The organism is Shinella sp. SUS2, from assembly GCF_001262505.1.
In the GTDB taxonomy this organism is placed as follows: domain Bacteria; phylum Pseudomonadota; class Alphaproteobacteria; order Rhizobiales; family Rhizobiaceae; genus Shinella.
The window spans coordinates 178806-196766 of the sequence record NZ_KQ410723.1 but is presented as its reverse complement, the minus strand read 5'-3'; the positions used below and the strand labels follow the sequence as shown (position 1 = coordinate 196766).

The following is a 17961-nucleotide window of genomic DNA, read 5'->3' as shown; positions in this document are numbered from 1 at the left end:
CGCCGGACACTGCCCGAGGCGGTCAGTCTTCGTCAACCACCCTCAGGCGAAGCTGTCCCGTTCGGGTCTCGACAGCCGCCTCCGCCGGTGGAGAAAGCGGTGCGGTTGCCTCGAAATCCATGTCCCCGATGCGCGCGCCGCGCCGCGTGAGCTTCTCTGTGGAGGTCAGGATGAGGTCGACATCCTTCTGGGCTGCGGTGAAATGACCGGAAAGCTTGCGCACCCGGTCGTCGAGCCGCGTCAAATCGTCCATCAGCCTGGCGACCTCGCCCTGGATGACATGGGCCTGCTCGCGCATGCGCTGATCCTTCAGAAGCGCCTGCAATACCTGCACGGAGAGCATCAGCAGCGATGGCGAGACGATGACGATGCGTGCCCGGTGTGCCCGCTGCACGATAGCCTCGAAATTCTCGTGGATGCTGGCGAAGATCGATTCCGAGGGCACGAAGAGGAAGGCGGTGTCCTGCGTCTCGCCGGCCAGCAGGTACTTTTCGGCGATATCGCGGATATGGGTCTCCATGTCGCGGCGGAATTGTTGCGCGGCGAGCTTGGCGGCCTCGGGAGAACGTCCGTCCGACAGGGCATTCCATGCCTCGAGCGGAAATTTCGCATCGACGACCAGGGGTGGCTGGCCGTTCGGCATGCGGATCGTGCAATCCGGTCTGACGCCGTTGGAAAGCTGCGCCTGGAACTGGTAGGCGCCCGATGGCATGGCATCGGCGATGATCGTCTCCATGCGCGACTGGCCGAAGGCGCCGCGCGTCTGCTTGTTCGACAGGATCGCCTGGAGGCCGACCACGTCTTTCGCCAGGGACTGGATGTTGCTCTGCGCATTGTCGATGACGGCAAGCCGTTCCTGCAGGCGGCGCAGGTTTTCGTGCGTCGAGCGGGTCTGTTCTGAGATCGACTGGCCGAGCCGCTGCGTCAGACCGTCGAGCCGGGCATTGATCGCCTGGTTTGTTTCCGACTGCTTGGAGCCGAAGACCTCGGCCATGGCGGCGACGCGTCCCTGCATTTCCGTCTGCGCTTTCAGGAGTTCGGCAAAGCGCAACTCCGCCATGCCCGCAGCCTCGCGCTGGCGCGCCTGGCTGCGGCGGGCCGAAAGGAGGCCGAAAACGGCGATCAGCGCGGCTGCGAGCAGCATGAGTGCCGGGCCGGGGCCGCCAAGTCGAGTGAGGAAGGAGGCAAGCAACATGTCAAAGGTCGGATCGATCATGCCGCGACCATAACACGGATTGCGGCGGAAACCAGATCATAACGTGAACAGAGATGCGCGCACTGCAGCGCCGGCGGCAGTCGAAGCCGATTGAAAGCGTCAAAAAACCGCGCTAAGGAGGCGCATGACCATCAAGCCGCTGATTATCCTTCCCGATCCGATCCTCCGCCAGGTTTCGAAGCCCATCGAGACCATCGACAGCGAGGTGAAGAAGCTCGCCGACGACATGCTGGAAACCATGTACGATGCGCCGGGCATCGGCCTTGCCGCCATCCAGATCGGTGTGGCGCGCCGCATGCTGGTGCTCGACGTTTCCAAGGAGGGCGAGGACAAGAAGCCGCTCGTCTTCATCAATCCGGAAGTCGTCTCCGCTTCGGATACCCGCTCGGTCTACGAGGAGGGTTGCCTGTCGATCCCGGACTATTATGCAGAGGTCGAGCGTCCTGCCGTCATCACCGTCAAGCACCTCGACCGGGACGGCAAGGAGCAGCTGACGGAGGCCGACGGGCTGCTGGCGACCTGTCTTCAGCACGAGATCGATCACCTCAACGGCGTGCTGTTCATCGACCATATTTCAAAGCTGAAGCGCGAGATGGTGATCCGCAAATTCACCAAGGCGGCGAAGCTGCGTGGCAGCAAGGCGCTCTGAGGCGACAACCGCCCAGGTTTCCGTTTTCCCGCAATGCCGGAGGCAAAACGCTTCGCGCCTTTGCCGGTATTGCTTTCATGGAGGCTGACCGATGGCCCTTCGCATCATCTTCATGGGCACGCCGGATTTCTCCGTGCCGACGCTGGAGGCGTTGGTGAAAGCCGGCCACGAGATCGTCGCCGTCTATTCGCAGCCGCCCCGCCCGGCCGGCCGCCGTGGCCTCGAACTGGTGAAGTCGCCGGTGCACCAGGCGGCGGAAAAGCTTGGGCTTCCGGTCTTCACGCCGCTTAATTTCCGCGAGGAGGCCGATCGCGCGGCCTTTCACGCGCTGAAGGCGGACGTCGCCGTCGTCGTCGCCTATGGTCTCCTGCTGCCGGAGGCGATCCTGACCGGTACCCGGCTCGGCTGTTACAACGGCCATGCCTCGCTGCTGCCCCGCTGGCGCGGCGCGGCGCCCATCCAGCGGGCGATCATGGCGGGTGATGCGGAAACCGGCATGATGGTCATGCAGATGGAAAAGGGGCTTGATACCGGCCCGGTCGCGCTCACCCGCCGGGTGGCGATCGGCGACGGCATGACGGCCGGCGAGCTGCATGACGCCCTGATGCAGACAGGTGGCGCCCTGATGACGGAGGCCATGGCAAAGCTGGAGGCCGGCGACCTGCCGTTGACCCCGCAAGCCGAGACGGGCGTGCTCTACGCCGCCAAGATCGACAAGGCCGAGACCCGCATCGATTTTTCCCGTCCGGCTGGCGATGTGCACAACCATATCCGCGGTCTCTCGCCCTTCCCCGGCGCCTGGTTCGAGCTGCCGGTCGGTGGCAAGCCGGAGCGGGTGAAGGTGCTGGCGAGTGCGCGGGCGAGTGAAACCACGGCGAAGGCTGCCGGCACGGTTCTCGACGACCGGCTCACGGTCGCCTGCGGTGATGGCGAAGCCGTGCGGCTCGTGCGCCTGCAGAAGGCGGGTGGCAAGCCGCTCGACGCAGCGGATTTCCTTCGCGGCACGCCCGTCGCGGCCGGCCAGGTCATCGGCTGATGCCGCGCTACCGCCTCCGCATCGAGTATGACGGCACGCCCTATGTCGGCTGGCAGAGGCAGGACAACGGGCACTCCGTGCAGGGGGCCATCGAGGCGGCCATTCTGTCGCTGACGGGCGAGACCGTCTCGATCCGCGGCGCGGGGCGCACGGATTCCGGCGTGCATGCCATGGGGCAGGTGGCCCATGCGGATCTTTCACGGGTGTGGAGGGACCACACGCTGCGCAACGCGCTCAACGCCCATCTCGGCATGGCCCGCGAGCGGGTCGTGATCCTCGATGCCGCTGAGGTGCCCGATGATTTCGACGCCCGCTTCTCGGCGGTGAAGCGGCACTATCTCTATCGCATCATCTCACGCCCGGCGCCGCTGGCGCTGGAGGCGAACCGGGCCTGGTTTGTGACCAGGACGCTCGACCACGAGATGATGCATGCCGCCGGGCAGATGCTGGTCGGCAGGCATGATTTCACGACCTTCCGGGCTGCCCAATGCCAGGCGAACAGCCCGGTGCGCACCATCGACCGGCTGGACGTGACGCGCAGCGGCGACCTGATCGAGATGCGCGTTTCGGCGCAGAGCTTCCTGCACAACCAGATCCGCTCCTTCGCCGGCACGCTGAAGCTGGCGGGGGAGGGCAAGTGGACGCCGGAGGATGTGCGCAGCGCGCTTGAGGCACGCGACCGCAAGGCCTGCGGCCCCGTTGCGCCGCCGGACGGGCTCTACTTCATGGCTGTCGACTACTAACCGTTTCTGGACGCAGGAATGCCGGTCAGCCCGGCAGCGTGCCGAGAGCCTGTTGCAATTGCTGCCCGGCAATCATCGGCGGCAGCACGTAGATCGCCGTGATGGCGGAGGCGAGCAGCGTCTGCTTGCCGACACACATCCAGACGAGGCGGAATTGCAGCACGACGCTGGCGCCGAAGACCGCATAGAGCAGCAGGCCGGCAAAGGGCGCGCTCCCGGGCAGAACCAGCGTCAGCGCGAAGGGGATCGCCGCCGCATAGGCGAAGGGCACGGCGATCCAGTTGCTCGCCGTCACGACGGTTGCCAGATGCCTGCCGTAGCCGAGCGGGCGCGCAAGCGCCAGAAGCAGCACCAGTGGCAGCAGCCAGCCCGCCACGTCGATCACCAGGAGCTTGACGAAGAAGGGGAGGCCGGCAGGTGTTCCCGCCGGCATGCTGCCGAGAAAATAGAGCCGCCAGGACGCCCAGATGACGGCAAAGGCGGGAAGGCACCAGGCGAAGGCCCAGAAGGAACGGGCAAGCCCGCGCACCGTCAGGTCCAGCCAGCCGAAGCCTTCCTGCTTCTGCCGCACGAGCAGGAAGACGCCGGTGAGATAATACAGGACCTCGTCAAGCCTGGGCATCGCCGAACCAGCGCTGGATGAAGGTCTCGTAGATCACGGTCAGTGTCTCGAGATCGGCGACGGCCACGCGCTCGTCGACCATGTGCATGGTCTGTCCGACGAGGCCGAACTCCACGACCGGGCAATAGTCCTTGATGAAGCGGGCATCGGAGGTGCCCCCCGTCGTCGACAGTTTCGGCGCACGGCCGACCACGGTCTCCACGGCACCCGACAGCGAGGCGATCAGCCGGTCGTTGCGGGTAAGGAAGACGTGGCTCGGGCGTTCGGCCCAGGCGATGTCGTAGCGGAGTGGCGGGCGGCCCGGCCGCAGCCTTTCGTCGCGCGCTGCGGCATCAAGCCGGCGCACGATCTCGGCCATCACGGTCTCGGCCGTCCAGCTGTCGTTGAAGCGGATGTTGAAGCGGGCGATCGCCTGTGCCGGTACGACATTGGTCGCGGGGTTGCCGACGTCGATCGTCGTCACCTCGAGGTTCGACGGCTGGAAGTTCTCCGTGCCGGCGTCGAAGGGCGGGTGCATCAGGGCGTCGGTGAGCGCGATCACGCCGCGCACGGCGTTGTCGGCAAGATGCGGATAGGCGGCATGGCCCTGCACGCCATGCACCGTGATCGTGCCGGAGACGGAGCCACGCCGGCCGATCTTGATCATGTCGCCGAGCTGGTCCGGATTCGTCGGCTCGCCGACGAGGCAGGCATCCCAGCGTTCGCCACGCTCCGCGGCCCATTGCAGCAGCTTGATCGTGCCGTTGACGGCCGGGCCTTCCTCGTCACCGGTGATGAGGAAGGAGAGCGAACCCTTCGGCGGGCCGTTCTTTGCGATCTGGCGCGCGACGGCGGCGACGAAGCAGGCGATGCCGCCCTTCATGTCTACCGCACCGCGGCCGAACATCTCGCCGTCGGCGATCTCGGCGCCGAAGGGCGCATGCGTCCAGGCCGCCGCGTTGCCGACGGGTACGACATCCGTGTGGCCGGCGAACATCAGGTGCGGTTCCTCGGTGCCGATGCGGGCATAGAGGTTCTCGATGTCGGGCATGCCGGGCTCGCGCGCCGTCATGCGCTCCACCGTGAAGCCGAGCGGCTCCAGCATGGCGGCGAGCGCCGACAGCGCTCCGCCTTCGGCAGGGGTGACGGAGGGGCAGCGGATGAGTGTTGCGAGATTGGCGATCGGATCGGCGGGGGTCATGGACATGCGGTCACGGCACGAAAGGGAGGAGTGAGAATCGAGATTTAGCCGATCGCCCGTGCGCTGTCACGCGCGCCAGAAGAGGGCCTGTCAGTCTTTCGGCCGATTGGGCAGGCTGCCATAGTCGTTCGGCCCGTTCGTTCCCGGCCAGACCATGAAGGCGAAGAGCGCGAAGAAGGAGATGGCCGGGATGAACAGGCAGATGATCAGCGGCAGCGGCAGGTTCATGTCGTGCAGCCGCTTGACCGTCAGGAGAACGGAGGAGACCGTGGAGACGAGCGCCATGCCGACGAAGACGAAGGACCAGAGGAGGAAGGAGGGATCCTCCTTCGGCACGATGATGATGCGGGCGAGCGCCGCCGAAAGCAGCATGAGCCAGAACGCCCAGCCGAGCGCGAAGGGCACCCGGCTGACCCGGCCGGACCAGCCGAAGAAGAGCCAGGCGAGGCTCGGCCTCTGCTCTTCCACGACCGCCATGACTTAGTCCCGGAGCAGTTCGTTGATGCCGGTCTTCGAGCGGGTCTGCGCATCGACACTCTTGACGATGACGGCGCAGTAGAGGCTTGGCGCGGGCAGGCCGTTCGGCATGGTCTTGTCTGACGGCATGGAACCGGCGACGACGACGGAATAGGGCGGCACCTCGCCATAGGTCACTTCGCCCGTCGCGCGGTCGACGATCTTGGTCGACTTGCCGATGAAGACGCCCATGCCGAGCACGGAGCCCTCGCGCACGATGCAGCCCTCGACGACTTCCGAACGGGCGCCGATGAAGCAATTGTCCTCGATGATCGTCGGGCCGGCCTGCATCGGCTCCAGAACGCCGCCGATGCCGACGCCGCCCGAGAGGTGCACGTGCTTGCCGATCTGTGCGCAGGAGCCCACCGTCGCCCAGGTATCGACCATCGTGCCCTCGCCGACATAGGCGCCGAGATTGACGAAGGAAGGCATCAGGATGGCGTTCGGCGCGATATAGGCCGAGCGGCGCACCACGCAGTTCGGCACGGCACGGAAGCCGGCCTTCTCGAATTCGTTGACGCTCCAGCCGTCGAACTTGGAGGGCACCTTGTCCCACCAGGACGAATCGCCCGGGCCACCCTTGACGATCTCCATCGGGTTGAGGCGGAAGGAGAGCAGAACGGCCTTCTTGAGCCACTGGTTGACGGTCCAGGTGCCATCCTCGCCGCGCTGGGCAACGCGCACCTTGCCGGCGTCGAGAAGGTTGAGGGACGTCTCCACGGCATCGCGCACTTCACCGCGCGTGCCGGTGTTTATGCCGTCGCGTTCCTCGAAGGCGCGCTCGATGGTGGCGGAAAGGGTGGCGAGGTCGGACAGGCTCATCGGAATTCCTTAAACTTCGAGGCTTATTTTCGATTGTCGGGATGCCGGAAGGTTGATTTCATCGATCTGCAAAATGCTCTAGAGCAAGTGCCGGAAAAGATGAAGCCCCTTTCCGGCAGATACTGTCGCACGGGCGCAATGGTAATCCCGTGGGGCCGGAAAGCAGGCCAGCAAGCAGGAAAGTGACATGGCGAGACTGAAGAAGAAGAATCTGCGTCGCAAGGATGGCGTGTGGGATCCGTTGGCCGACAGCGCGCAGGACAAGCACCGCGCCGCGGTGGTGCCGCAGACGCCGCAGTCGGCCCATCCGGCCTATCGGCTTGCCTATGTGGATGACGATTTCCTCTGCCGCGAGGAGCTACGCCCGGTCCGCCTCCAGCTGGAACTTCTGAAGGTCGAGATGATGCTTGCCGAACGCGGCATCAAGTCGACGGTCGTGATGTTCGGCGGCGCGCGCATTCCCGCGCCCGGCCAGGAGGCCTGGGCAGCGCGCAACGAGACCCAGCGTATCAACCTCGAAGCCGCTTCGGTCTATTACGAGGAGGCGCGCAAGTTCGCGCGCATGTGCTCGGAAAAATCGGCCGAGCTCGACTTCAAGGAGTATGTCGTCGTCACCGGTGGTGGGCCCGGCGTCATGGAGGCGGGCAATCGCGGGGCGGCCGATATCGGCGCGCCGTCGATCGGCCTCAACATCGTGCTGCCGCACGAGCAGGCGCCGAACCCCTATGTCACGCCGGAGCTCAGCTTCAACTTCCACTATTTCGCGATCCGCAAGATGCACTTCCTGCTGCGCGCCAAGGCCGTGACGGTGTTTCCGGGCGGCTTCGGCACGCTGGACGAACTGTTCGAGACGGTGACGCTGATGCAGACGGGCCGCATGGCGCTGGTGCCGCTCATCCTGTTCGGCAAGGCGTTCTGGCACAAGATCATCGATTTTGAAGCGCTCGCGGCCTTTGGCACGATCGCGCCGGGTGATGTGGAGCTGATGCAGTTCGTCGAGACGGCCGACGAGGCCTGGGACATCATCGTGAAGTTTTACGAGAATCTGGAAGCCGAGCAGGCGGTTGCCGCTCAAGGCTGACACGCCGCGAGGCTGCTCCTCTGTCTTTCCCGCCCCGTATCGAGGCGAGGGAGTGGCTTCACCGACAGAAACGCCCCGGCATCGACCGGGGCGTTTTGTATCCGACGGGCTGATTACTTGTGGCGCTTGCCCATCTCGTCGGCGGTGATGAAGCCGTCGCCGTTGCGGTCGCGCTGCTTGAACATCGCCGCTGCGGCGGTTTCCATCTCCGTCTTGGTCAGCGCGCCGTTCTTGTCGGCATCGGCACGTTCGAACATGCGGCCACCCATGCGGTCGAACCGGGCTTCGCTCAGCGCCTTGAGCGCGGCTTCCTTGGCCTCCCCATCGGTCGCCTTCACCGCGCGGTAGGCCTTGCGGGCATCACGAAAGGCTTCGCGCTTGGCATCGACCTCGGCCTTCGTCACCTCGCCGTTCTTGTCGGCGTCGAAACGCTGGAAGGTTTCTGCGGCGCGCTGCAGCAATTCGTCCTGCGAGACCTTGCCGTCGCTGTTGGCATCGAGGCGCTTCAGCATGCGCTCGGCACGCTCTTCGCCGCCCTTGCCGTGGTTGCCCTTGCCCCAGCTTTTACCCTTGTGGGGGCGAGCATCCGCCGTGTCGATCGCACCGTCCTTGTTGCTGTCGCGGCGTTCGAAGATCGTCTCGGCAGAGGCGAGCACTTCGGCTTCGGAGAGCGTGCCGTTCTTGTCGGTGTCGGCGCGGTCGAACATGCGGCCGGCACCGGGCAGCATGAAGGGACCGGCAGCCCGCAGCGCCTCGCGGGCCTTGTCCTTGTCGGCATCGGCCGCATCGCGCACGACCTTGCGGGCCTCGCGGAACGCGTCGTGGCGGGTCTTGATCTCGTCCTTCGTCACTTGGCCGTTGCCGTCGGTATCGAAGGTCTTGAAAGTGGCGGAGATGTTGGCCTTGAACTCGTCGAGCGAGACCTTGCCGTCCTTGTTGGTGTCGAGACGCTCGACCATCGCGGCATGGCGCGGTCCGTGCCGGCCCTCGCCCTTGGCGGCAAATGCGGGGGCGGCGGCGCCCGAAAGAAGAAGGCCGGCGGCGACGGCGCCGAGAAGAAGTTCCTTTTTGGTCATGGTCATTCCTTTCCATCCATCAGCGTCCCTTGGGAAGGCAGGATAGGGGGAATGCCGGCCGGCACCAGTTACAAATTGGTAATTCAAGCTTTTGACGGAAAAGGGTTTTTTCCGTGTCGGTAATATGTCGGGCTCTTGCCTAGAGCAGCGCGTTGAGGAAGGCCGTCAGGTTTGAAGTCGCATAGTCGATATGCTTGTCGCCGTCCGTCCGCTTCTCCCAGGCATCGACGAATTCATGATTCTCGTCGCGCGGGGTCAGCAGAACGGTCTTCATGCCGAGCGTCTTCGGCACGATGAGATTGCGCGGCAGATCCTCGAACATCACGGCCTGTTTCGTGTCGACCCGGTGCAGCGCCATGAACTTGTCGTAGGTCGCGCCCGCCGGCTTCGGGACGTACTCCGCAGCCACGATATCGAAGACGTCGTCGAAATGGTGGAAGATGCCGAGGGCCCTTGCCGCCATCTCGGCATGCTTGACGCTGCCGTTCGTGAAGATGAACTTGCGGCCCGGCAGCGCCTGGATCGCCTCGCCGAGCGGCAGGTCGGGTGACAGCACGTCGTAATTGATCGCATGCGCCTTTTCGAGGAAGTCCGCCGGATCGATGGCGTGATGGATCATCAGGCCCTTCAGCGTCGTGCCATGATCGAAATAATACTGCTTCTGCAGGGTGCGCGCGTCCTCGCGCGACAGGCCGAGGAGGGCCGAGACGTAAGCTGTCATGTTCTTGTCGATCTGGGCGAAGAGATCGACATGATGCGGGTACAGCGTGTTGTCGAGGTCGAAGACCCAGTCACGCACATGGCTGAAATCGGCTTTGTTCGGAAGATCGCTCATGGGCGTCTTATGGCATGGGCCCGCGCCGAGGGAAATGGAATTTTCCATGCCTTTCGGATCCGGTGATGGATTCGGCAAGGCCCGCGTGTTAGCGGCAGGATATGGAAATCTGGGTTCTCATCACAGTCGCGGCGGCCTTCCTCCAGAACGTCCGTTCCGCCATGCAGAAACATCTCAAAGGCAGAATGGGGACGACGGGTGCGACTTTTGTGCGCTTCGGCTTCGGCGTGCCCTTTGCGCTCCTCTACATGGGCATCCTCGCCGTCGTGCTGGCAAGGCCGCTGCCGGTGCCGGGTGCGGCCTTCTTCCTCTGGGCCGTTCTCGGCGGGATCGGCCAGATCGCAGCGACCTTCCTCCTCGTCCACCTCTTCTCGTTCCGCAATTTCGCGGTCGGAACGGCCTATTCGCGCACGGAGCCGGCGCAAGCGGCCGTCTTCGCGCTGGTCTTCCTCGGCGAACGGGCTTCGGCCGGAACACTCGTCGCCATCGCCATCTCCGTTGCCGGCGTGATGATCATCTCGGTGGCCCGCAGCGTGGTGTCGCTGCGCACGCTCGTGACGTCGGTCTTTTCGCGGACGGCTGCGATCGGTCTGTTGTCGGGCACGTTCTTCGGCATCTCCGCCGTCGCCTACCGCTCCGCCTCGCTGGCGCTTGCACCGACACTGCCGGTGCCGGACTACATGATGCAGGCAAGCTATACGCTGGTCTTTGTGATCGTGTTGCAGACCGTGCTGATGCTCGGCTGGATCCTGCTGCGTGAAAGGAACGAATTGCCGCGCATCGCGGCCGCGTGGCGCCCGGCGCTTCTCGTCGGGTTCGTCGGCGCCACCGCCTCGTTCGGCTGGTTCATGGCGATGACATTGCAGCAGGCTGCCGTCGTGAAGGCGCTCGCGCAGGTGGAGATGCTGTTCACCTTCGCCTCCACCGTCTTCATCTTCAAGGAGCGCATCAACCGTCTGGAAATCGCCGGTTGCGCGCTCATCGTCGTTGGGGTGCTGGCGCTGCTCGCCTACGGCTGAAGCAGCGCCGAAGCCGGATCAGGGCACGAGGAGCGTGCCGGCGCCGTGCTCGGTGAAGATTTCGAGCAGCACGGAATGGGCGGTCTTGCCGTTCAGAATGACGACGCCCTGCACGCCGGCCTTGATGGCGTCGATACAGGTTTCTACCTTCGGGATCATGCCGCCGGAAATCGTGCCGTCCTTGATGAGGGCGCGGGCTTCGGCCACGGAAAGTTCCTTGATGAGCTGGCCGTTCTTGTCGAGCACGCCGGGTACGTCCGTCAGGAAGAGCAGGCGCGTCGCGTTCAGTGCGCCGGCGATGGCGCCGGCGAAGGTGTCGGCATTGATGTTGTAGGTATGGCCGTCGCGGCCTGGCGCGACGGGAGCGATGACCGGGATCATCTCGGATTTCGCAAGCAGGTCGATCAGGGTCCGGTCGACCTCCACCACCTCGCCGACGAAGCCGAGATCGAGAATACGCTCGATATTGCTGTCCGGATCGATGACGGTCTTCTTGGCCTTTTCGGCGAAGACCATGTTGCCATCCTTGCCGCAAAGGCCGATCGCCCATTCGCCGGTCTGGTTGATCAGCGCGACGATCTCCTTGTTGATCGAGCCGGCGAGCACCATCTCGACGATCTCGACCGTCTTCTGGTCGGTGACGCGCAGGCCCCCTTCGAATTTCGATTCGATGCCCATCTTGCTCAGCATCGCGCCGATCTGCGGGCCGCCGCCATGCACGACGATCGGGTTGACGCCCGACTGCTTGAGCAGTGCGATGTCGCTGGCGAAAGCCTTGCCCAGTTCCGCATTGCCCATGGCGTGGCCGCCATATTTCACCACGATGGTCTTGTTCTCGTAGCGCTGCATGAAGGGCAGGGCTTGCGCGAGAAGGCGGGCTTGGGTTTCGCTTTCGGATAGGGACATGGCGGCCTCTTGGGAACGGGTGGGCGCCTGTTTAACGCATGTTTCGTGACGATGGAATGATTTGGATACGAGATTGCGTATGGTCGGGGAAAAAGACTAGGGTTGCGGCGCGACAGGCAGGGAGCGGCGCGTGACCGGCAATGACATCTCCTACCTCATCGGCCGCGTTTCACTGAAGGACCGCAAGGCCTTCGCCGTGCTCTACGAGGCGAGTGCCCCGAAACTTTTTGCCATCTGCCTCCGTATCCTGCGCGACAGGAGCGAAGCGGAGGAGGCGTTGCAGGAGGTCTATGTCAAGATCTGGCAGCGTGCCGATCGCTACGTGGCCGGCAATGTGCACCCGATGGCCTGGCTCGCCGCGATCGCACGCAACCACGCCATTGACGTCATTCGTGCGCGAAGACCGGTGGCAACGGACATCGATGAGGCCTATGATATTGCCGACCCGCTCATGACGCCGGAGGAGGCCGTCGTGTTGCAGTCGGAGGGCCGTCGGATCGATACATGCATGGCGGAGCTGGAGCCCGGACGGGCATCGGCCGTCCGGCGTGCCTATATAGAGGGTCTGAGCTATGAAGAGCTTGCCGAAATCCACAATGTGCCACTGAACACGATGAGAACCTGGCTTCGCCGAAGCCTTCTGAAACTGAGAGAGTGCATGAGCCGATGACGGCGCCCGACAAAGACATGAGAGACCCCCGCCGCGACGAGGTGATCGCGGGCGAATACGTGCTCGGGGTGCTTTCCGCCGAAGACCGCCGCAAGGTGGAGGAGCGGCTTGCCGAGGATCGCCAGTTCGCCGCCATGGTGAACCGTTGGGAAGAAAACCTCTCCACCTTCAATGACGATTACGAGGTGCTGCAACCACCGCCCCGCACCTTCTCCGCCATCGAGCAGCGCATCCTTGGCACCTCACCGCCGGACGCCGCCTTTTCCGGCAAGGTCTCCGGCGGCTTCTGGAATTCGCTGGCCCTCTGGCGTTCGCTTGCACTCGCCTCGCTTGCCGTTGCTGCCGGGCTTGCCTTCTCGATGAGCACGCTTCTGGCGCCCCGCCCGCAGAGCGGCGGCCGGCTGGTCGCTGATCTTGCCGGCGAGGGAGCTGCGATCAATCTCGTTGCGCGCTACGACGAGGCGAACGGTGCGTTGCGCGTCACGCCCGTCGCAGCCGGAAAGGAAAAGGAAAAATCGCTGGAGCTTTGGCTCGTTGAGGACGGAAAATCGCCGGTCTCGCTTGGCGTCCTGCCGCAAACCGGCGAAGGTGAGCTGGCTGTGCCGGCGGTCATGCGTAGCCGCATCGTACAGGGTTCGGTCCTTGCCGTCAGCGTCGAGCCCTTTGGCGGATCGATGAGCGGTAGCGTGACTGGTCCGGTCATCGCATCAGGTGCAGCCCGCTTCGATTGATGGAACGAAGAAAACGAAGAGGGCCGCGCGTTTCGCGGCTTTTTCGTTTTCCGGACAATGGTTTGTAAGAAAGTTCGCCTGTCCTGAAACTCTTTTTTCAAGGCGCCCGTTGCTCCCAGTGATCGCCCCTCGGGCATCACAACCGGGAGGACCCGCATGCCGCGGGGCCGGAAAAAAGGACCCTATCCATGACCCGTTTCACGCTTCGCACCGCTGCCCTCGTCACGGTTTTCGCGCTTGGTGCCTTTGCGGCTCGCGCGGAAAACCCGATGGTTGGCGGCGCGCCGATGTACGACAACAAGACCATCGTCGAAAACGCGGTCAATTCGAAGGACCATACGACGCTGGTGGCTGCCGTGAAAGCCGCCGGGCTCGTCGAGACACTGTCGGGTGCCGGCCCCTTCACCGTCTTCGCGCCGACCAACGAGGCCTTCGCGGCGTTGCCGGCCGGTACGGTCGACACGCTGCTGAAGCCGGAAAACAAGGATCAGCTGGTCAAGGTGTTGACCTGCCATGTGGTGGCGGCAAATGCGCTGTCGGAAGCAATCGGCAAGATGATCGCCGATGATGGCGGCAATCACCCCGTGAAGACCGTCGGCGGTTGCATGCTTTCCGCCAAGATGGACGGCGACAAGATCACGTTGACGGATGAGACAGGCGGCACGGCGTCCGTGACCATCGCCGACGTCAAGCAGTCGAACGGCGTCATCCACGTCATCGACAAGGTTCTGCTGCCGAAGGCCTGACCTCGAAAATCCGGGCCCGCGTTCTTTCGGCTCGGATCAGCCTTCGTCAGCCCTGGGCCGCCGGTTCTGCCGGCGGCTCTTTTATCGCGTGATGGCCGTGATGATGGCGCTGCGCAATTCGTCCAGCCCTCGACCCTTTTCCGAGGAGGTGGCCAGCACCTCCGGATAGGCGGCCGGACGCTTGGCGATCTTCTGCAGCGTTTCTTCAACGAGGCGCGGCACGCCGGCATCCTTGATCTTGTCGGTCTTGGTCAGCACGATCTGGTAGGAGACGGCCGCCTTGTCGAGCAGGGCGAACACCTCCTCGTCGTTCTTCTTGATACCGTGGCGGCTGTCGATCAGCACATAGACGCGCTTCAGCGTCGAGCGACCGCGCAGGTAGTCGAAAACGAGCTTGGTCCAGGCGTCGACCTGTTCCTTCGGCGCCTGGGCATAGCCGTAGCCGGGCATATCGACGAGCGCCATCGGCGGCAGGTCGTCCTCCGCGCCGGAAAAGCCATCCGGGACGAAGTAGTTGAGTTCCTGCGTTCGGCCGGGCGTGTTGGATGTGCGTGCCAAGCCCTTGTGGCCGACCAGTGCGTTGATCAGCGAGGACTTGCCGACATTCGAGCGACCGGCGAAAGCGATCTCCGGCGGCCCCTCGGGCGGCAGGAATTTCATCGCCGGCACGCCGCGGATGAAGATCCACGGCCTGCCGAACAGCGGCTTGTCGTCCTGCGACGTCGTCTCGGTCATAAATCGTGCCCTTGTTGTCCGGCCCCCGGCTTCCGGGTTTTGGCTATGAAAGTCAAGCGCGCCGCTGCCGCCAGAGTTCGACGCCGAGATAACACAGGAGTGCCGCCAGCACGATGATGCCGCCGACGATCGTGCGCGCACCGGGCACTTCTCCGTGGATGATCGCCACCCAGAGCGGCGCCAGCACCGTCTCGGCCGTGCCGAGCAGGGCGGCGAGCGCCGAGGGAACCAGGCGGGCGCCGGTGACGAAGAGCGCAAGGCCGAGGCCGAAATTGAGCGCGCCAAAAACGATGAGAACGGCGAGTTCCTGGCCGCTCACGGCAAAGCCGGAAGCCTGGCTTGCCGCCACCGCGCAGGCGACGAGCGTGCCGAAGAAGACGGCGGGCGTCATGCGCACATGGGCAAAGCGCCGGGTGATGATCGTTGCGGTGGCGAAGGCGAAGGCGATCAGCAAGGCGAGCGCATCGCCCATCATGGAAACGCTGCCGCCGAGCGATTCTGAGACCATGATGGCAACGCCGCCGATCACCGCCGCGATGGCGACCCAGGTGTGGACCGCGATCCTCTCGCGAAATAGCAGCCAGGCCATCAGCGCCGCGATCAGCGGCACGCCGGCCTGGATCAGCACGACATTGGCGACGGTTGTATAGGCCAGCGCGAGGATGAAGGACGTGGAGGCGGTGGCAAAGCAGAGGCCGACCGCGATGCCGGCAAGGCCCATGCCCCGGAACAGTTGCACGGTGCCGCGTGGGCCGTCCCGCAGCAGCATGAAACTGAGCAGGAAGAGGGCGGCAAAGAGTGAGCGCCAGAAGACGACAGTCCAGCCGTCCTCAATGGTGAGAAAGCGCGCCAGTGTGCCGCCGAAGCTCCAGACGACGGCCGAGCCGAGCACGAGGGCGGCGCCATAGCCTTGCCCCCTTCTGTCCGGAAGCGTGGGAGTGACCGGAAGCGTGGAGGCAGACATGATGATGCGCTCGCAAGGACAAGTCCGGCAAAAGGGCGGAAAGCGGTTCTGCGTTCGGAACGGTGTCGGGACAAAGGGATCGTCGCGAGCATGACAGGGATCCGCCCGCACCGCTTCCATGCCAGCGACGGGGCGATGTCGCAAGCGGGCCTTGCAGAAAAAACGGCAAAAGAAAACCCCGGCGCGAGGGCCGGGGTTTCCTGGAGTTCCGTTGTTCGGCCGTCAGGACGATCCGGCCTTCTTTCCGAACAATCCCTTGAGATTGTCGAAGAGCTCGATCTTCACGCCCTGGCGCTTCATGATGATCGCCTGCTGGATGATCGAAAGCGTGTTGTTCCAGGCCCAGTAGATGACGAGGCCGGCCGGGAAGGTTGCCAGCATGAAAGTGAAGATCAGCGGCATCCAGGTGAAGATCATCGCCTGGGTCGGGTCGGGCGGCGTCGGGTTCATGCGCATCTGCAGGAACATCGTGATGCCCATGATGATGGGCCAGACGCCGATCATCAGGAAGTGCGGCACGTCGTAGGGCAGAAGGCCGAACAGGTTGAACAGCGACGTCGGATCCGGCGCGGAAAGATCCTGGATCCAGCCGAAGAACGGTGCATGGCGCATTTCGATGGTGACGTAGATCACCTTGTAAAGCGCAAAGAACACCGGGATCTGCAGGAGGATCGGCCAGCAACCCGCGAGCGGATTGATCTTCTCCTCCTTGTAGAGCTGCATCATCGCCTGCTGCAGCGCCATGCGGTCATCGCCGTGCTTGGCCTTCAGTTCCTCCATCTTCGGCTGCATCTTCTTCATGTTCGCCATGGAGGCGTACTGCTTGTTGGCGAGTGGGAAGAACAGGCCCTTGACGACGATCGTCGTGATGAGGATCGCGATGCCGAAATTGCCGAAGTAGCGGAAGAAGAAGTCCATCAGCTGGAACATCGGCTTGGTGAAGAACCAGAACCAGCCCCAGTCGATCATCAGGTCGAATTGCGGAATGGAGTAGGACGTCTCGTACTGGTCGATGATCGGCACTTCCTTGGCGCCGCCGAAGAACAGGTTCTTGACTTCGACGGACTGGCCCGGCGCAATCGAGATGTCGTCCTGGCGATAATCCGCCTGGTAGCGCGGACGGCCGTCCTTGAAATAGGAGAAGCGCGTCTCGTAGGGCGTCGTCTGCGGCGGCACGAGCGCGGTCGCCCAGTACTTGTCCGTGATGCCGAGCCAGCCGCCGGTCGCCTTGCCGGGCGAAACGGTCGTGTCGTCCTCGGTCTCGGTGTACTTCACCTCATGCAGGCCGAGTTCGCCAAGCACGCCGATAAAGCCTTCGTGCAGCACGTAAACGGACGGGTCCGTCGGCTTGAAGAAGCGCGTCGAGCGGCCGTAGGGCGAAAGCGCGATTGCCGCATCCGTCCGGTTCTCGATGCTGTCCGAGATCGTGAACATGTAGTGTTCATCGACCGAGATGGTGCGGGTGAAGGTGACGTTCTTGTCGTTGGTATAGGTGAGCTTGACCGGGGTGGTCTGCGTCAGCTTGCCGGTGCCGTCCTGCGTCCAGACGGTCTGCGGGCCGGGGACCTGGCCGGTCGCCTCGCTGCCGACATAGCCGATCTCGGCAAAGTAGCCGTGTTCGGTCTCGGCGGGGCTGAGCAGCGTGATGATCGGGCTCGTCTTGTCGACGGTCTCGTGGAAATCCTTCAGCTTCAGGTCGTCGAAGCGGGCGCCCGTCAGGCTGATGGAGCCGGAAAGCGAGGGCGTGTCGATCACGACGCGGGCGGATCGGGCCAGTGCCGTCTCGCGCGTCTCGGTCGCGGTGGTGGCTGCCGTGCCGCCGGGCAGCGTGCCGCTTGTGCCGGTCGCGGTCGTCGTGCCGCCGGAGGTGGTGGTCTGCTGGCTCTGGGCGGCCTGCTGCGCCTCGAGCGCGGCGCGGTCCTTCTCCAGCTTGGGGTTCACATAAAGGAACTGCCAGGCAACGAGGATCAGCACGGACAGCGCGATCGCCACGAAGTAATTGCGGTTTTTTTCCATCACTCTTTCCCGGGAGCAGCAGGGCGCTGCTGCTGCTTCTGTTTCTTGACCGTCGCGATCCTGTCGTTCAGACGGGCTTCAAGGGTTTTGAAGGGTGCGCTCAACACGTCCCGTCTGGCGACAACCACATAGTCGTGTCCGGGCTCCATTGCAAACCCGGCCGATAGCCGCACCGCCTCTTTCAGGCGCCGGCGCATGCGATTGCGTTCCACGGCGTTGCCGTGCTTCTTGGTGACGGTGAAGCCGACGCGGGGCGCTTCGTCCGGCATCTGCCGGTCGCGCACTTCGAGAAGGAACAGTGGTCCCTTGCGTTTCTCGCCCTCGCGCACAAAAAGAAACTGCGGACGGCTTTTCAGCCGCCCGACAGCAGATTTCTCAACAGTTTTCGTCATATGCCC

General features: G+C 64.0%; 20 protein-coding genes. 8 read left to right on the top strand and 12 right to left on the bottom strand.

Going from position 1 to position 17961, the window contains the following annotated elements; genetic code table 11:
• Nucleotides 1–22 precede the first annotated feature (22 nt).
• Nucleotides 23–1195, bottom strand: a complete 1173-nt coding sequence (locus AKG11_RS00905) for a DNA recombination protein RmuC (RefSeq protein ID WP_050742814.1) — start codon at nt 1193–1195, stop codon at nt 23–25.
• Nucleotides 1196–1340: 145 nt separating this feature from the next.
• Between AKG11_RS00905 and def the strand changes: the two genes are divergently transcribed.
• From def to truA, 3 genes are all read left to right on the top strand, one after another.
• The gene (gene def, locus AKG11_RS00900) at nt 1341–1865 is read left to right on the top strand and encodes a peptide deformylase (protein ID WP_023512912.1); all 525 of its coding nucleotides are present in this window, start codon (nt 1341–1343) and stop codon (nt 1863–1865) included.
• Between the two features lie 91 nt (nt 1866–1956).
• Nucleotides 1957–2901, top strand: coding sequence for a methionyl-tRNA formyltransferase (fmt, locus tag AKG11_RS00895; protein WP_050742631.1), 945 nt, complete (start codon nt 1957–1959; stop codon nt 2899–2901).
• Nucleotides 2901–3644, top strand: coding sequence for a tRNA pseudouridine(38-40) synthase TruA (truA, locus tag AKG11_RS00890; protein ID WP_050742630.1), 744 nt, complete (start codon nt 2901–2903; stop codon nt 3642–3644). Before fmt ends, truA begins: the two co-directional genes overlap by 1 nt.
• A 25-nt stretch (nt 3645–3669) precedes the next feature.
• On the opposite strand, the gene AKG11_RS00885 is transcribed toward truA, so the two are convergent.
• From AKG11_RS00885 to dapD, 4 genes are all read right to left on the bottom strand, one after another.
• Nucleotides 3670–4266, bottom strand: coding sequence for a hypothetical protein (locus tag AKG11_RS00885; RefSeq protein WP_023512909.1), 597 nt, complete (start codon nt 4264–4266; stop codon nt 3670–3672).
• Nucleotides 4253–5446, bottom strand: a complete 1194-nt coding sequence (gene dapE, locus AKG11_RS00880; RefSeq protein ID WP_037405964.1) for a succinyl-diaminopimelate desuccinylase — start codon at nt 5444–5446, stop codon at nt 4253–4255. Before dapE ends, AKG11_RS00885 begins: the two co-directional genes overlap by 14 nt.
• A gap of 90 nt (nt 5447–5536) precedes the next feature.
• Nucleotides 5537–5923, bottom strand: a complete 387-nt coding sequence (locus AKG11_RS00875) for a DUF805 domain-containing protein (RefSeq protein WP_050742629.1) — start codon at nt 5921–5923, stop codon at nt 5537–5539.
• A gap of 3 nt (nt 5924–5926) precedes the next feature.
• Nucleotides 5927–6784, bottom strand: coding sequence for a 2,3,4,5-tetrahydropyridine-2,6-dicarboxylate N-succinyltransferase (gene dapD / locus AKG11_RS00870; RefSeq protein WP_050742628.1), 858 nt, complete (start codon nt 6782–6784; stop codon nt 5927–5929).
• 187 nt (nt 6785–6971) lie between these two features.
• Between dapD and AKG11_RS00865 the strand changes: the two genes are divergently transcribed.
• A complete protein-coding gene (locus tag AKG11_RS00865; protein ID WP_050742627.1) occupies nt 6972–7865 on the top strand; it encodes an LOG family protein in 894 nt (297 codons plus the stop codon).
• A gap of 113 nt (nt 7866–7978) precedes the next feature.
• On the opposite strand, the gene AKG11_RS00860 is transcribed toward AKG11_RS00865, so the two are convergent.
• Nucleotides 7979–8947, bottom strand: a complete 969-nt coding sequence (locus AKG11_RS00860; protein WP_050742626.1) for an EF-hand domain-containing protein — start codon at nt 8945–8947, stop codon at nt 7979–7981.
• 133 nt (nt 8948–9080) lie between these two features.
• On the bottom strand, nt 9081–9776 hold the full coding sequence (locus tag AKG11_RS00855; protein ID WP_037405961.1) for a pyrimidine 5'-nucleotidase: 696 nt from the start codon (nt 9774–9776) through the stop codon (nt 9081–9083).
• A gap of 101 nt (nt 9777–9877) precedes the next feature.
• On the opposite strand from AKG11_RS00855, the gene AKG11_RS00850 reads away from it, so the two are divergent.
• Nucleotides 9878–10795 carry a DMT family transporter gene (locus tag AKG11_RS00850; protein WP_023515235.1) on the top strand — a complete coding sequence of 306 codons (918 nt, stop codon included), beginning with the start codon at nt 9878–9880 and terminating at the stop codon, nt 10793–10795.
• 18 nt (nt 10796–10813) lie between these two features.
• On the opposite strand, the gene argB is transcribed toward AKG11_RS00850, so the two are convergent.
• Entirely contained in the window at nt 10814–11701 is an 888-nt protein-coding gene (gene argB / locus AKG11_RS00845; protein WP_023515234.1) for an acetylglutamate kinase, read from the bottom strand.
• 130 nt (nt 11702–11831) lie between these two features.
• Between argB and AKG11_RS00840 the strand changes: the two genes are divergently transcribed.
• The 3 genes from AKG11_RS00840 (at nt 11832) to AKG11_RS00830 (ending at nt 13848) form a co-directional block, all read left to right on the top strand.
• Entirely contained in the window at nt 11832–12371 is a 540-nt protein-coding gene (locus AKG11_RS00840; RefSeq protein WP_050742625.1) for a sigma-70 family RNA polymerase sigma factor, read from the top strand.
• Complete coding sequence (locus tag AKG11_RS00835; RefSeq protein ID WP_050742624.1) at nt 12368–13102, top strand: anti-sigma factor; 735 nt, start codon at nt 12368–12370, stop codon at nt 13100–13102. The genes AKG11_RS00840 and AKG11_RS00835 overlap by 4 nt, the downstream gene beginning before the upstream one ends.
• 188 nt (nt 13103–13290) lie before the next feature.
• Nucleotides 13291–13848, top strand: coding sequence for a fasciclin domain-containing protein (locus AKG11_RS00830; protein ID WP_023513933.1), 558 nt, complete (start codon nt 13291–13293; stop codon nt 13846–13848).
• An 81-nt stretch (nt 13849–13929) separates the two neighbouring features.
• Here the strand turns inward: AKG11_RS00830 and yihA are convergent, their stop codons facing one another.
• The 4 genes from yihA to rnpA form a co-directional block, all read right to left on the bottom strand.
• Nucleotides 13930–14583: a ribosome biogenesis GTP-binding protein YihA/YsxC gene (gene yihA, locus AKG11_RS00825; RefSeq protein ID WP_023513934.1), complete on the bottom strand. Its 654-nt coding sequence runs from the start codon at nt 14581–14583 to the stop codon at nt 13930–13932.
• Nucleotides 14584–14635: 52 nt separating this feature from the next.
• Nucleotides 14636–15547: a DMT family transporter gene (locus AKG11_RS00820; protein WP_050742623.1), complete on the bottom strand. Its 912-nt coding sequence runs from the start codon at nt 15545–15547 to the stop codon at nt 14636–14638.
• A gap of 222 nt (nt 15548–15769) precedes the next feature.
• Entirely contained in the window at nt 15770–17563 is a 1794-nt protein-coding gene (gene yidC / locus AKG11_RS00815; protein ID WP_024270218.1) for a membrane protein insertase YidC, read from the bottom strand.
• Entirely contained in the window at nt 17563–17955 is a 393-nt protein-coding gene (rnpA, locus tag AKG11_RS00810; RefSeq protein WP_023515341.1) for a ribonuclease P protein component, read from the bottom strand. The genes yidC and rnpA overlap by 1 nt, the downstream gene beginning before the upstream one ends.
• Nucleotides 17956–17961 lie beyond the last annotated feature (6 nt).

What these genes read in the sequence shown, in the direction of transcription:
- AKG11_RS00905 (WP_050742814.1), bottom strand. Translation starts at nt 1,195, where the DNA reads ATGTTGCTTGCCTCCTTCCTCACTCGACTTGGCGGCCCCGGCCCGGCA.
- def (WP_023512912.1), top strand. Translation starts at nt 1,341, where the DNA reads ATGACCATCAAGCCGCTGATTATCCTTCCCGATCCGATCCTCCGCCAG.
- fmt (WP_050742631.1), top strand. Translation starts at nt 1,957, where the DNA reads ATGGCCCTTCGCATCATCTTCATGGGCACGCCGGATTTCTCCGTGCCG.
- truA (WP_050742630.1), top strand. Translation starts at nt 2,901, where the DNA reads ATGCCGCGCTACCGCCTCCGCATCGAGTATGACGGCACGCCCTATGTC.
- AKG11_RS00885 (WP_023512909.1), bottom strand. Translation starts at nt 4,266, where the DNA reads ATGCCCAGGCTTGACGAGGTCCTGTATTATCTCACCGGCGTCTTCCTG.
- dapE (WP_037405964.1), bottom strand. Translation starts at nt 5,446, where the DNA reads ATGACCCCCGCCGATCCGATCGCCAATCTCGCAACACTCATCCGCTGC.
- AKG11_RS00875 (WP_050742629.1), bottom strand. Translation starts at nt 5,923, where the DNA reads ATGGCGGTCGTGGAAGAGCAGAGGCCGAGCCTCGCCTGGCTCTTCTTC.
- dapD (WP_050742628.1), bottom strand. Translation starts at nt 6,784, where the DNA reads ATGAGCCTGTCCGACCTCGCCACCCTTTCCGCCACCATCGAGCGCGCC.
- AKG11_RS00865 (WP_050742627.1), top strand. Translation starts at nt 6,972, where the DNA reads ATGGCGAGACTGAAGAAGAAGAATCTGCGTCGCAAGGATGGCGTGTGG.
- AKG11_RS00860 (WP_050742626.1), bottom strand. Translation starts at nt 8,947, where the DNA reads ATGACCATGACCAAAAAGGAACTTCTTCTCGGCGCCGTCGCCGCCGGC.
- AKG11_RS00855 (WP_037405961.1), bottom strand. Translation starts at nt 9,776, where the DNA reads ATGAGCGATCTTCCGAACAAAGCCGATTTCAGCCATGTGCGTGACTGG.
- AKG11_RS00850 (WP_023515235.1), top strand. Translation starts at nt 9,878, where the DNA reads ATGGAAATCTGGGTTCTCATCACAGTCGCGGCGGCCTTCCTCCAGAAC.
- argB (WP_023515234.1), bottom strand. Translation starts at nt 11,701, where the DNA reads ATGTCCCTATCCGAAAGCGAAACCCAAGCCCGCCTTCTCGCGCAAGCC.
- AKG11_RS00835 (WP_050742624.1), top strand. Translation starts at nt 12,368, where the DNA reads ATGACGGCGCCCGACAAAGACATGAGAGACCCCCGCCGCGACGAGGTG.
- AKG11_RS00830 (WP_023513933.1), top strand. Translation starts at nt 13,291, where the DNA reads ATGACCCGTTTCACGCTTCGCACCGCTGCCCTCGTCACGGTTTTCGCG.
- yihA (WP_023513934.1), bottom strand. Translation starts at nt 14,583, where the DNA reads ATGACCGAGACGACGTCGCAGGACGACAAGCCGCTGTTCGGCAGGCCG.
- AKG11_RS00820 (WP_050742623.1), bottom strand. Translation starts at nt 15,547, where the DNA reads ATGTCTGCCTCCACGCTTCCGGTCACTCCCACGCTTCCGGACAGAAGG.
- yidC (WP_024270218.1), bottom strand. Translation starts at nt 17,563, where the DNA reads ATGGAAAAAAACCGCAATTACTTCGTGGCGATCGCGCTGTCCGTGCTG.
- rnpA (WP_023515341.1), bottom strand. Translation starts at nt 17,955, where the DNA reads ATGACGAAAACTGTTGAGAAATCTGCTGTCGGGCGGCTGAAAAGCCGT.